The sequence below is a fragment of the Agrobacterium vitis genome (assembly GCF_014926405.1).
In the GTDB taxonomy this organism is placed as follows: domain Bacteria; phylum Pseudomonadota; class Alphaproteobacteria; order Rhizobiales; family Rhizobiaceae; genus Allorhizobium; species Allorhizobium vitis_H.
In genome coordinates this window covers 1,164,540-1,177,694 of record NZ_JACXXJ020000005.1, presented here as the reverse complement: position 1 = coordinate 1,177,694, position 13,155 = coordinate 1,164,540, and the positions used below count along the sequence as shown (strand labels likewise).

At 55.3% G+C, this 13,155-nt stretch carries 11 protein-coding genes; 8 read left to right on the top strand and 3 right to left on the bottom strand.

Annotation, left to right across the window (positions count from 1 at the left end; translation table 11 throughout):
• Positions 1-79 precede the first annotated feature (79 nt).
• Positions 80-1,018 carry a LysR family transcriptional regulator gene (locus tag IEI95_RS16620; RefSeq protein WP_234624426.1) on the bottom strand — a complete coding sequence of 313 codons (939 nt, stop codon included), beginning with the start codon at positions 1,016-1,018 and terminating at the stop codon, positions 80-82.
• Between the two features lie 116 nt (positions 1,019-1,134).
• Here IEI95_RS16620 and IEI95_RS16615 point away from each other — a divergent pair, with 116 nt between their 5' ends.
• The 8 genes from IEI95_RS16615 to IEI95_RS16580 all read left to right on the top strand — a co-directional run bounded on the left by IEI95_RS16615 (position 1,135) and on the right by IEI95_RS16580 (position 7,900).
• The gene (locus IEI95_RS16615) at positions 1,135-1,368 is read left to right on the top strand and encodes a hypothetical protein (protein ID WP_156536266.1); all 234 of its coding nucleotides are present in this window, start codon (positions 1,135-1,137) and stop codon (positions 1,366-1,368) included.
• 79 nt (positions 1,369-1,447) lie between these two features.
• Positions 1,448-1,669: a hypothetical protein gene (locus tag IEI95_RS16610; RefSeq protein WP_156536265.1), complete on the top strand. Its 222-nt coding sequence runs from the start codon at positions 1,448-1,450 to the stop codon at positions 1,667-1,669.
• A 252-nt stretch (positions 1,670-1,921) separates the two neighbouring features.
• The gene (locus IEI95_RS16605; RefSeq protein WP_015916280.1) at positions 1,922-2,935 is read left to right on the top strand and encodes a GlxA family transcriptional regulator; all 1,014 of its coding nucleotides are present in this window, start codon (positions 1,922-1,924) and stop codon (positions 2,933-2,935) included.
• A gap of 242 nt (positions 2,936-3,177) precedes the next feature.
• Positions 3,178-4,374: a hypothetical protein gene (locus IEI95_RS16600; RefSeq protein ID WP_194416785.1), complete on the top strand. Its 1,197-nt coding sequence runs from the start codon at positions 3,178-3,180 to the stop codon at positions 4,372-4,374.
• Between the two features lie 63 nt (positions 4,375-4,437).
• The gene (locus IEI95_RS16595) at positions 4,438-5,058 is read left to right on the top strand and encodes a phosphatidylinositol-specific phospholipase C/glycerophosphodiester phosphodiesterase family protein (RefSeq protein WP_041696699.1); all 621 of its coding nucleotides are present in this window, start codon (positions 4,438-4,440) and stop codon (positions 5,056-5,058) included.
• A 30-nt stretch (positions 5,059-5,088) separates the two neighbouring features.
• Positions 5,089-5,718: an HAD family hydrolase gene (locus IEI95_RS16590; protein ID WP_015916283.1), complete on the top strand. Its 630-nt coding sequence runs from the start codon at positions 5,089-5,091 to the stop codon at positions 5,716-5,718.
• The gene (locus IEI95_RS16585) at positions 5,715-7,199 is read left to right on the top strand and encodes a glycosyltransferase family 2 protein (RefSeq protein ID WP_156636773.1); all 1,485 of its coding nucleotides are present in this window, start codon (positions 5,715-5,717) and stop codon (positions 7,197-7,199) included. Before IEI95_RS16590 ends, IEI95_RS16585 begins: the two co-directional genes overlap by 4 nt.
• Before the next feature lie 5 nt (positions 7,200-7,204).
• Positions 7,205-7,900: a glycosyltransferase family protein gene (locus IEI95_RS16580; RefSeq protein WP_194416784.1), complete on the top strand. Its 696-nt coding sequence runs from the start codon at positions 7,205-7,207 to the stop codon at positions 7,898-7,900.
• A gap of 605 nt (positions 7,901-8,505) precedes the next feature.
• On the opposite strand, the gene IEI95_RS16575 is transcribed toward IEI95_RS16580, so the two are convergent.
• Together IEI95_RS16575 and IEI95_RS16570 are read right to left on the bottom strand one after the other, a co-directional pair.
• The gene (locus IEI95_RS16575) at positions 8,506-9,030 is read right to left on the bottom strand and encodes a hypothetical protein (RefSeq protein WP_194416783.1); all 525 of its coding nucleotides are present in this window, start codon (positions 9,028-9,030) and stop codon (positions 8,506-8,508) included.
• 273 nt (positions 9,031-9,303) lie between these two features.
• Entirely contained in the window at positions 9,304-13,074 is a 3,771-nt protein-coding gene (locus IEI95_RS16570) for a vitamin B12-dependent ribonucleotide reductase (RefSeq protein ID WP_194416782.1), read from the bottom strand.
• Between the last annotated feature and the right edge of the window lie 81 nt (positions 13,075-13,155).

Genomic DNA, 13,155 nt, shown 5'->3' with positions numbered 1-13,155 from the left:
ACCCTTTTTGGGCGGCATCCAGGATGTAGAGATCGAACAGGACCGTTCCAAGCCCCGTCGCCAAATTGCCTTTATCCGGTCAGGCGGCCACCGCTGTGTCGACACAGCCGCGATTTCCCAGCACGCAACGCACGTAATCGGCAACAGCCTTGACCGGCGGCGAGGCATCTTCACACAAGGCAAGGCCGACCTCGTAACTGCCAAGATCCGGCAATCCATCACGCTCGGTCAGTTCCACCATATCCTCCTGCAACAGGAAGCGGGCAAGCGGCGCGACGGCGATATCAGCCCGAATCGCCGCATATTGCCCAACATGGTGACCGCAGAAATAAGCGATGCGGAATTCCTTGCCCTGGCGGGTCAATTCGGTCATGGCGCGCTTGCGCCACACACAACTCTCATCCCAGACAGACAGCGGCAGCGGCGTTTTCAGATGGGCCTGACCGTGTTTTTTTCCGGCCCAGACCAGCTTTTCGCTCATCACCGTCATGGTGGGATCGGCGGCGATGCCGTTTAGGAAATTGAACAGTGTTACGTCCAGCCGCTTCTCATTCACCGCCTTGCGCAGCTCCACAGAACCGGCAATCGTCACCTCAATGGCCAGATGCGGCCATGTGCGCGCCAGATGGGTGAGAATACCGGGCAGGACCAGTTCGCCGATATCATCAGGCGATCCCAGCCGCACCACACCATTCATCTCGGGCGCCAAAAACCGTGCCACCGCCTCATTGTTCAGGGCCAGGATGCGCTTGGCATAGCTGAGCAGCAAGGCCCCATGCGGAGTCAGCGTGACGGAGCGAGCGTCACGGCGAAACAGCGAAACGCCCAGTTGATCCTCCAGCTTCTTGATCTGCATCGATACCGCCGAGGGGGTGCGAAACACCATGTCTGCGGCAGCGGTAAAACTGCCGACCTCGGAAATCGCCACGAAGGTGCGCAGCACGTCATTATCCAGAAGCGGCAAACTGGCCGCTGCCAGAACGGTGGAAGGCATGGAGGGAGACTGGGAAAGGGTCATCGGACAACCATCAATTTTTTTCAACATAAAGATCATATCGTTTCGTTTGATTGAATGTCAATTCCGCCTGACACTGTTTGCAACGAAGCCGACCGATATCAGGAGGAGTGAAAAGCATGGTCTTCGAAGCAACACCCAGCCGCGTTCCACCCATGCTGCGGCTCTGGCTGGCCTTTCGGCGCTGGCGTGAGAGCCGCCATCTCCGCCAGGCGCGTGAAAAGGCGATGGCGCATCTTAATTGCTTGCCTGAATACCTGCGAGAAGACGTGGGGATTGTCGTGCCGGAACAGCCAAACAGCAAACCGATCACAATATGCGATGCGATAGATCACAAACATTCGCTTTATTGATCAATGAACAAGGCAGATGATGTCTCTGCCGCCTGAGGACCAGGAAGTCTTTTGGCGAGATCAACGAAAGGAACTTTCCATGGCCTACATCTCTCATTCCAGCCCTTCGCGGCTATTTACCGGCAGTATCGTCCTCGCCGAATCGGCTTTGCATGCGATTTCGACGTGGTTCAGCCAGCTCGAGTCCTGGCGGCAACGCCGCGCCATGGAAAAGGCGCTGGCAGAAGCCCCTTTCGATATGCGCAAGGATCTTGGCTGGCCTGCACACGACACGTGGCAGACCCGTCGCGACATGGTTTAAGCCGCCCAAAAAGGCTGCTCCAGGCCTTGCTTTCCCTGATATTCAAGCAAAATAGAGTGTTTTTTCAATCCTCTAGCTATAGGTGTTCGACCCATGCCCGATGACGGCTGACTGATGAAACACCCACAAATGGTCCGGCAATAATGATGTCAAATTGTTGTCGTCGGTTTCTATCGTGCTATTGTCGTTTTTGAGCTATTGGCGGAATTAAAAACTGTCAATTCTAGCAGATCTCCTCAGCACGGTGGCATCATGAGCAAAACGCCTGTTAAAAAACGCAATATCGTCTTTTTTCTTGTCCCGAATTTCACGCTATTGCCGTTTGCGGGCGCCATCGAAACATTGCGCATTGCCAACAGGATGCTGGGCTATGCGGCTTATGAGTGGCGGCTCTGTTCAGTCGACGGCAACAAGGTGTCCTCTTCATCGGGCATCAGCATCGAGGTCGATTCGTCGCTTGCCGATGAGCGCCGTTTCCTGGCCGGTGAAAACCGGCCCAATATGGCGATTGTCTGTTCCGGCGTGTTTGTCGAGGAGTTTAACAACAAATCCGTCAATGCCTGGCTGCGGGAAGCCTATAATCGCAATGTCGCGGTCGGCAGCCTTTGCACCGGCGCCCATGTGCTGGCGCAGGCCGGACTTTTGAACGGCAAGCGCTGCGCGATCCATTGGGAAAACCTGCCGGGCTTTTCTGAAGCCTTTCCCCAGGCAGAGGTCTATGCCGATCTCTATGAAGTCGACAGCAATCTCTATACCTGCGCGGGCGGTACCGCCTCGCTTGACATGATGCTTAACCTGATCGGCCAGGATTTTGGCGAGGGCCTCGTCAACCGGGTCTGCGAACAGCATCTGACCGACCGGGTCCGGGCTGCCGGAGACCGCCAGCGCCTGCCGCTACGCGCCCGCCTTGGCGTGCAGAACAACAAGGTCTTGCAAATCATCGAATTGATGGAAGCAAGCTTGGCCGAACCCTTGTCCCTGCTTGATATCGCCGACAAGGTGGATCTGTCACGACGCCAGATCGAACGGCTGTTCCGCCAGGAAATGGGCCGCTCACCGGCACGCTACTATCTGGAAATCCGGCTTGACCGCGCCCGGCATCTGCTGGTGCAATCCTCGATGCCAGTGGTGGAAGTCGCCGTCGCCTGCGGCTTTGTCTCCGCCTCGCATTTTTCCAAATGCTACCGCGAATTCTACAATCGCTCGCCCCAGCAGGAACGCGCCGAACGCAAACTGGCAACGGCAAAAGCGGCGGTTGCCGCATAAATATAATTCGCCACAGCCTACCGGTTTTTACAACACGCCCTCGTGCACCATATTTGGTACACGAGGGCGTTTCTGATTTTCATGGAAATGCTCAAAGGTAAGCTATAGCCCGCTATTGGTTGCATACGGTCCCGCATAAACCTTGTCGGCTTCAACCGCACAGGCAAGTGAAACGAAGACCGACAGCTTCATACAAGTTTGCCTTCCTACCGTGCCTTGTAACTACGGATAGGAGTGCAACAATGACGATCGGCCTTGATGATTTGTCGCTTGAGCGACTGATGAAGGAGCGTGTGTGGACCTTCGGTAAAGCTGGCGCCGAAGAGGTTTTTGCGTCGCAGATATCCTTCGAGAGCGGCGGTTGGCTGCGCGGATATTCCCATACCAATGAAAACTCCTGGCGCGTAAAAGGCGGGGCGGTCGAGTTTCTGAGCCAGAACGCTGCTGTCACCACGCGATTCGATACCGTACGGTCTGTCGACGGACGCCTCGAAATGGAGGGACAGTTCCGCCTGCCAGGAGAACATGGCGTGCATCTCTTGGCGGAATCCGGCGAGGCACCGAAGCCGCAGAACAGAACCGCTCTTATCGTGCCCATTCACGACGCCTATTTCATCTATGGTATCAACCTGCTGTTTCAGAGCATTGGTGCCGACTACGACATTATTTTCGTCTTTTCCACCGATGCCGATCGCCTGCAGTTCAGAGAGATGCATCAGGCCTCCCCTTTCCTGAACTACTCATCCATTGTGCTGTCGGATTATTTCTCAGGCAGTGCGCTGTCGGTCGTCGCTGAGGGTAGAACCTGGCCGACGGTCAAGAAATTCCTGGCGCTTTCTCTCGCCCATAAGCTTTACGACTATCTTCTGTGCGTCGATGCAGAGACCTTCATTCTCAATAGAACGGGCTGGACTGAGGCCGCCGCAGCCGTTGTTTCCGAAGCCCGCTGGTACGGCGGCACACTGACTGTAAACCACTCAGCCGAAAGGCAGATCATGCACGCCTCAGCCATCAAGCTGGCACCGGCGGTCGATCATGAAAAAATTCAGGCCATTTCCGGCAATTGGGGCATCTATACCTGGTGGTGGGATATTCCGGTCTATTCGGCCAAGAGCATCCCGGGCTTTCTGGAGTGGATTGGCTGGGACACCAGCCTGCAATTTGTGGAAAGGCTCGTCCACAGCGTATTCGACCATATCACCTACCAGTTCTACATGGCTCTTTACGGCGGTTTCTCGTTCACGATGGTCGAAGGCATCGCCCATGCGATGGAATTCTGTAACGCCGGGATTGTCTCCAAGGTGCATCAGCAGATCCATCCAATGAGATGGACGAATGCCTTTGCCTATACGCAGGACCCGAACTTTTTCCGAGAGAACAACTATCTTGCCGTCTATCACATCGACAGGAAGAGCTTTCCTCAATTCAACCCCGGCTAGTTTCCGGGGAATTTGCGGTGGCCGGTGAAGCACCTATTTCGCAACGTTTGAATGGAAAGAGCGATGAAAATTCTCGCGCACAGGGGCTGGTGGCTGGAACCTGTCGAAAAAAACAGTGAAACGGCTTTCAGGCGCGCCTTTGAAAATGGATTCGGGGTCGAGACGGACACGCGCGACCAGAATGGCGTGCTGAAAATCGCGCATGACATGCCCGTCGGCGACCAAGTGATGGATCTCGACTATTTTTTGGATCTGCACAAGAGCTATGCCGGATCAGGCACGATTGCCATGAACATTAAGGCAGACGGCCTGCACAAGGCGCTCCGCGCCTCGTTGGAGGGGGCCGGGATAACCGATCTGTTCTGCTTCGATATGGCTGTTCCAGATGCCATCGGCTATCTCAATAATGGCTTTATAACCTATACCCGCCATTCCGAACTCGAACCGCTGCCTCCCTTTTATGACAAGGCCCAAGGCGTGTGGCTGGATGCCTTCTATTCCGACTGGATCACTCCTGATGTCATCCAGAAGCATCTCGACGCCGGCAAGAAGGTGGCGCTCGTCTCTCCAGAACTGCACGGGCGTGATCATACCGCCGCCTGGGATGTTTGGGGTGATCTGACAGGTGACGACATCTCGATCTGCACCGACTTGCCGCATCTCGCCGCCGAGAAATGGGGATAAGCCAGCCATGAACCAGACGGACAGGACATTATGATCAAGGCAGTGCTTTTCGACATGGACGGCGTTCTGATCGATGCCAAGGAATGGCATTACGAGACGCTGAATGACGCGCTGGCGCTTCTCGGGCTCAATATCAGCCGCACCGAACATCTCGCCGTCTATGACGGCCTGCCAACACGCAAAAAACTGGAAATGCTGACCAAGACGCGGGGATTGCCGCCAAGGCTGCACGATTTCCTCAACACGCTCAAACAGAAGATGACCTATCAGGTCATCGTCGAAAAATGCCAACCGGTCTTCCATCACGAATACGCCCTCGCGCGCCTGAAGCGGGAGGGAAAGCATATCGTCGTCTGCTCAAACTCCGTCAGATCGAGCGTGGAGGCGATGATGCGCCAGGCTGATCTGTTGAAATACCTGGATTTCTTTCTATCCAATCAGGATGTCGGCAAGGCGAAGCCCGATCCCGAAATCTACCTGACGGCAATCGACCGGCTGCAATTGCAGCCGGAGGAATGCCTGATCCTGGAAGATAACGATCACGGCATACAGGCCGCCCGCTCCTCAGGCGCCCATGTCCTGGTGGTGGGATCGACCAACGACGTCACCTATGAGCGTATCATGAACGAAATCACCAAGATCGAATCGGCCCTCACATGAGATATCTTATCCCCATCGCGTCGAAGGATGATCTTTTCCCAAAGGACGAGTTTCATTTCCCCAAGCCTCTGATCGAAATCGACGGTTCGCCGATGATCTCGCTCGTCGTCAACAGTATCCGCAACCGCGATGCCTCCGCGAAGTTCATCTTTATCGTTCTTAATCAGGATGCGCTTGAATACAGTCTCGATTCAATTTTGAAATTGCTGGCTGGCGAAAGCACCGTCGTTATCAAACTGAACAATCCGACCATGGGCGCTGTGTGCTCGGCGCTGATGGCCGTCGATCATATTGTGGACGACGATCCTCTGGTGATCTGCAATGGCGACCAGATTATCGACGCGGATCTGGCGGGCATTGCACGAGATTTTACGCGCTCGCAGGCCGATGCCGGTGTCGTGACCTTCAATTCCGTACACCCCCGCTGGTCCTATATCCGTGAGGATAAGTCTGGATATGTCATAGAAACGGCGGAAAAGCGCGTTCTGAGCCGCAAGGCGATTGCTGGATATTATTATTTTAGAAGCGGCAGCCTATTTGTGGAATTTGCCCAGAATTATTTGCTGAAAGCCGACCCGTTTGGTGGAAAATACTATCTTTCCCCGGTTCTGAACGAGGTCATTCTCGCCGGTGGCAAGATCGTCCAACACGAGATTCCATCCGACAGCTATATCTCGTTCTACTCGCCCAAGCGCATCGAATTCTATCAGAACGAGATCCGGGACAAGGTTGCCGCGATGACCAAGCCCGCCCGTCAGGTTCAGGTCGTCATTCCGATGGCGGGCCTTGGCAGCCGGTTTGCGCAAGTCGGTTATCTCAAGCCAAAGCCATTCATCGACGTGAAAGGCAAGACGATGATCGAGCGTGTCATGGACAATCTGCGCCTCGATCATGCGCGCTTCGTCCTGATCGCCCGGCAGGACCATCTGGATGCGGAACCCGATGTCGTCAGTGGTTTGAAAGCTCATGGCGATCTCGCATTTTCGCCGATCAACTTCGTAACCGAGGGTGCTGCTTGCACCGTCTTGACGGCGCGGACACATCTTGATCCCGATGCCCCATTATTGATTGCCAATTGCGACCAGATCGTCGATTTCGATTGCGCCGATTACATTCAAGATGCACTGGAGCGCGATCTGGATGGCTCAATTCTCTGCTTCAAGGACAAGGATCGAGACCCGAAATGGTCGTTCGCTCATGTGAACGATGATGGCTTGGTCGATGAGGTGAAAGAAAAGGTGGCGATTTCCGACAACGCGACCGTTGGCATCTATTATTTCAGACGCGCCCGCGATTTCATCGATGCCGCGACCGATATGATCGCCCACAATGACCGGTCTAACAACGAGTTCTATGTTTGCCCGGTTTACAACTACCTGATCAAACAGGGAGCCAGGGTCGGCGTCTATCATGTCGCTCCCGACGCCATGCACGGTATAGGCACGCCTCCCGATCTGGAGGCCTATCTTAGGCTGATTTGATAAGCATGAAATGCATCGTACCCCTTGCCGGGCCTGATTTGTGGACCCCGAAATATGGCTTTAGACCGCTGGTGGATCTCAGCGGAAAGCCGCTGATCGACTCTGCCTTGGGTGACCGGGCGTGGGCGAACCGGCTTCGGCCAGAGGATTACATCTTCGTCATCCGCGAGGTTGCGAACCTCGCGGAGCTTGCTGAATATCTGCGCCTGAGATGGCCCGGCTGCCGCATAGTGACGCTCTCCGACCTGACCGGAGGCGCTCTGTTCTCGGTTCTGGCAGCAATGGCGCTCGTTGCGCCAGACGAGCCCGTCATCATCGATCTGGCCGACATATTGTTCGCAAGCGGACCTGACGACCCGAAGACACTGTTTTCGACGGAAGGATGCGGCGCAATCGTGCCGGTCTTTGCCTCAAGCGAAAACTGCTACAGCTATTTGAAGATGACCGACGGCGTGGTGGTTGAAGCGCGGGAGAAAGAGGTGATCTCGGAAAACGCCTCCGCAGGCGTATACATGTTCCGAAACATCCAGATATTCCTCAGTGCAGCCGTTCACAATATCAACAACCGCCAGACCATGAGCTATAAAGGCGTGCTTTTCATCTGCCCCATGGTCAACGGCGTCATCGCTGACGGCCACACCGTGCTGGCACCCACTATTGAAAACTGCCAGCCGGTGGGAAAGATTTTTCACGAACGATAGAGCCGCTCGGTCATTTGTGATGTCCGGGTTCAAATCATTCAAGGACCACTGAGCGCATCCCTCACCTAAAAAATCATGATCTTAACGGTCGCTAAGATCATGATTTTTGTCCTCTCCCGCAAGAGAGAGGTAGGACGGAAACGTTCTTCTACAAACCGTCATTTTGCTGGTCTTCCGGTTCGTCAGCATACGCTTCAGATAGGCAACCATAAGGAACATCACAGCACGAACACTATTTGCACCGCTAGAACTCACTAAATTCACCGTATTTTCTTTAAAACACATGCTTGAGGCAAATTAACGGTGTTTTCGTTACCCTTAATGCTTCAGGCCTATTCATCTAACAGACCTAAAACATTTCCGTATTCACTAAATAGTGCGGTTACACTGCGGGCAATTTCGTAACCCGACGGCCAATCCAATTCGAGCACCGCAACTACATGAAAAATTCGAGTAGATTGGAGATGAATTGCTATCGGCAACAAGTTGCCCGGAGCAACGGGGACACCGTTCGGAATCAGCGCCTGCACCAACTGTAACAAATGTACCTATTCTTGAATTGCAACTGTTACATTTCATTCCATAAGAAACTGAAACACTCACCTTCAGCCTCCTATCTTCGTGCCAATTATATGCCCAATGCCAGATGCGCGAACAACTGTGCCTGGTAAAATTCGGACCGACTGGTTTATTTCCAATCCTGTTACGTTGCCTATACCGGAAGCCTCGTGCGTACCAGCTACATCGATGAATTTATTTTCTGGTTGACGTCCGATTTCAAGGAACATTTCCGATTCATGATCAGTTTTTATTTTTCTCAGGTTCTCGGGCGAAAAGTCTTGTCCGCCATTTTTATCGATCAAGACTGAGCAGGAAGCACACAGATGAATTGCATTGGAAATGTCTGCAGTTTCTTCGGCTCGCAACAGAGGATTGTATCTTGGTCCAAGTTGAGATGCCGCATGAATGTGAGCGGCCACTCCAACCGATAGGGAATGCTCTGTATCAACAGCCGATGCGCCGACTGTTCTTGCTTTACAGCGGGAACACACAAACCCTGCCCGCTGCGCCACTTCTTTTTTAACATGCGAGGAGAACTCGTGCTCTGATGGTCGATTAGACGATTTCAATTTCGTTCGTCCGTTCTGCGCTTTACGCTTTGGAAAACGTTAAGATCAACTCGACTCGACGTCCAACTTCCTTTAGAACCGACTTGCAACAGTGGTGGGAAGTTTTGTTTCTCATCGCACGAATGCCTTAACTGGATATTCGTGAAAGCCGGCATCGTCGATGTCGGCTTTTTTTATGCGAAGTTTCAGTCAGGGGTTGATTCCTGTTTCGTTCCGCATTGCATTTCAGCCCGAGCTTTCACCCGGGCCAAATTCGTTTCAAACCTCAGCTAATCAGCTGCACCCACTCGTCGATCCACACGTGTCGCACTTCTCGCATGTCCCATTCCGTACCATCGTAAAGTTCTGGCACTCGGAGCACATGTTGCCGGTATAGCCTTGGGCGATGGAGCGCATGCGGCGGGCGGCTTCGAGCTTTTTGGCTTCGGCCTTGGCGGCTTCGGCTTCGTCGGTGGCGGCGTCGGAGAACAGGGTTTCGGTGACCGTGTCTTCCACCAGTTCGGCGGCCCGTTCCTCGTAATCGCGCTTGAAGGACACGACTTCGGAGGTGGAAATGGCTGTCGTCACTTCCAGCTTGCGGGCGGCATTGCCAGAAAAGGCGGCAACATTGCCCGAAGCCTTGGCTGGAGCGGCACTTGCAGCACCACGGGGTTCGGCGGTTCCGGCCTGGCTGCTGGAGACCAGGGTCGGCTTGTAGCCACGGGTCAGGCCCTTGGAGACCACGTCGGCCTTGCCTTCCTTCACGCCGCGGCCAAGCGCCGTGGTGGAGAAGTCGGACGTGTCAACATGGGCCAGATCGTTGCGGCCCAGATAAGAGATCGCCAGTTCGCGGAACACGTAGTCGAGGATCGACGTGGCGTTCTTGATGGCGTCATTGCCGGTTACCATGCCCGCCGGTTCGAACTTGGTGAAGGTGAAGGCATCGACATATTCTTCCAGCGGCACGCCATATTGCAGGCCGAGCGAGACCGAGATGGCGAAGTTGTTGATGAAGGCACGCAGCGCCGAACCTTCCTTGTTCATGTCGAGGAAGATTTCACCAAGACGGCCATCGTCATATTCGCCGGTGCGCAAGAAGATGGTGTGACCACCGATCTTGGCCTTCTGGGTATAACCCTTGCGGCGGGTCGGCAGCTTTTCCTGTTCGCGGACAATCCGCTCAACGATCCGCTCAACGATCCGTTCGGTAATGGTCACGGCCTGGGCAGCCTGCGGCTGGGACATCAGGTCTTCCAGCGCGTCCTCATCATCCTCATCTTCGATCAGCGAGGAATTCAGCGGCTGGCTGAGCTTGGAGCCATCGCGGTAAAGCGCATTGGCCTTCAGCGCCAGCTTCCAGGACAGCATGTAAGCTGCGCCGCAATCTTCCACCGTTGCTTCATTCGGCATGTTGATGGTCTTGGAAATCGCGCCCGAGATGAACGGCTGGGCCGCTGCCATCATGCGGATATGGCTTTCGACAGACAGATACCGCTTGCCGATCTTGCCGCAGGGGTTGGCGCAATCGAACACCGCCAGATGCTCCTTCTTCAGGAACGGCGCGCCTTCCAGCGTCATCGCCCCGCAGACATGGATATTGGCAGCCTCGATATCCTTCTTGGCAAAGCCCAGATGCTCCAGCAGGTTGAAGCTCATATCGGTCAGCTGTTCAGCGCTGACGCCAAGCGTTTCCTTCAGGAAATCAGCGCCCAAGGTCCATTGGTTAAAGACGAACTTGATGTCGAAGGCAGCGCCCAGGGCCGCGTTGACAGCCTCGATCTTCTCGTCGGTAAAGCCCTTGGCCTTCAGCGAACCGGGGTTGACGCCCGGCGCCTGATTGAGATTGCCGTGGCCGACAGCATAGGCTTCGATCTCGGCAAGCTGGCTTTCCGTATAGCCAAGCGTGCGCAGGGCTTCGGGAACAGCGCGGTTGATGATCTTGAAATAGCCGCCACCGGCCAGCTTCTTGAACTTCACCAGGGCGAAATCCGGCTCGATGCCCGTGGTGTCACAATCCATCACCAGACCGATCGTGCCGGTCGGAGCAACGACGGAGACCTGAGCATTGCGGTAGCCGTGTTGTTCGCCCAGTTCCAGCGCCTTGTCCCAAGCCGCCTTGGCATGGGCAATCAGAGCCGGATCGGAGCATTCGGCATGGACCAGTGGCACAGGATCGACGGCAAGACCCTCATAGCCTTCAGACAGGCCATGGGCAGCGCGGCGATGGTTGCGGATAACGCGCAGCATGTTGTCGCGGTTTGGAGCATAGCCGGGGAACGGACCAAGCTCGGAGGCGATTTCAGCCGACGTGGCATAGGAAACGCCGGTCATGATGGCGCTCAGCGCACCGCAGATGGCGCGGCCTTCCGCCGAGTCGTAGGGAATGCCAGTAGACATCAGCAGGCCACCGATATTGGCATAGCCAAGGCCGAGCGTGCGGTATTCATAGGACAGTTCGGCAATCTGGCGCGAAGGGAACTGCGCCATCATTACGGAGACTTCAAGCACCACGGTCCAAAGGCGAACGGCATGTTCGTAATCGGCAATGTCGATCTTCTTGGTGTCGGCATCCTTGAACTGCAACAGGTTCAGCGAAGCCAGATTGCAGGCGGTGTCGTCCAGGAACATATATTCCGAGCACGGATTGGAGGCACGGATCGGGCCAGCCGCCGGGCAAGTGTGCCAGTCGTTCATGGTGGTGTTGAAATGCAGGCCCGGATCGGCGGACGCCCAGGCGGCGTAGGAAATCTTTTCCCAGAGGTCGCGGGCCTTCAGGGTCTTCATCACCCGGCCATCGCGGCGGGCGGTAAGGTTCCAGTCGCCATCATCTTCCACAGCGCGCAGGAAGTCATCCCGCAGCGAAACGGAATTATTGGAATTCTGGCCCGAGACGGTCAGATAGGCTTCCGAATCCCAATCCGTGTCATAGGTCTTGAATTCCAGATCCTTATAGCCCTGCTGGGCGAACTGGATGACGCGCTTGACGTAGTTTTCCGGCACCATATCCTTCTTGGCAGCGCGGATTTCGCGCTTCAGGGCCGGGTTTTCATTGGGATCGAAGCAGGCATCATTATCGCCGGAGCAATTGATGCAGGCTTTCATGATCGCCTTCAGATGCTTGGCAACCACCTTGGAACCGGTGACGAGGGCTGCAACCTTCTGCTCTTCCTTCACCTTCCAGTCGATGTAGTTTTCAATATCAGGATGGTCGATATCCACAACCACCATCTTGGCCGCACGGCGTGTGGTGCCGCCAGACTTGATGGCACCAGCGGCGCGGTCGCCGATCTTCAGGAAGCTCATCAGACCGGAAGACTTGCCACCGCCCGACAGCTTTTCGCCCTCGCCGCGCAGATGGGAGAAGTTCGAGCCGGTGCCGGAGCCGTATTTGAACAGGCGGGCTTCGCGCACCCACAGATCCATAATGCCGCCTTCGTTGACGAGATCATCTTCGACGGACTGGATAAAGCAGGCATGCGGCTGCGGATGCTCATAGGCCGACTTGGACTTGGTGAGCTTGCCGGTGAAAGGATCGATGTAGAAATGGCCCTGGCCGGGACCATCAATGCCATAGGCCCAATGCAGGCCGGTATTAAACCATTGCGGAGAATTCGGCGCGACGCGCTGGGTGGCGAGCATATAGGCCAGCTCATCGCGGAAGGCGAGAACGTCTTCTTCTGAGGTGAAATATTTGCCCTTCCAGCCCCAATAGGCCCAGGTGCCGGCCAGACGCGAAAAGACCTGGCGCGCATCGGTTTCCGAACCGTAGCGCTCGTCTTCAGGCAGATCCTTCATGGCCTTTTCATCGGCAACCGAACGCCACAGGAAAGACGGAACATCGTTTTCCTCGACCTTTTTCAAGATCTTCGGCACGCCAGCCTTGCGGAAATATTTCTGGGCCAGAATATCGGCCGCCACCTGGCTGAACTGCGCGGGCACATCGATATCGGCCAGCCGGAAGACGACAGAGCCATCCGGGTTCTTGATTTCGCTTACCGCCTTGCGGAATTCAATCTCCGCATAGGGCGACTGGCCGGGCTTGGTGAAACGGCGTTCGATGCGCATCTGGCTAGTCCTCGTTGGTCCAAGCACCCGGAAAAGGGCGCAGAATAGGTTTTACGGCACCACGTTCAAGCGGCTTGCCGT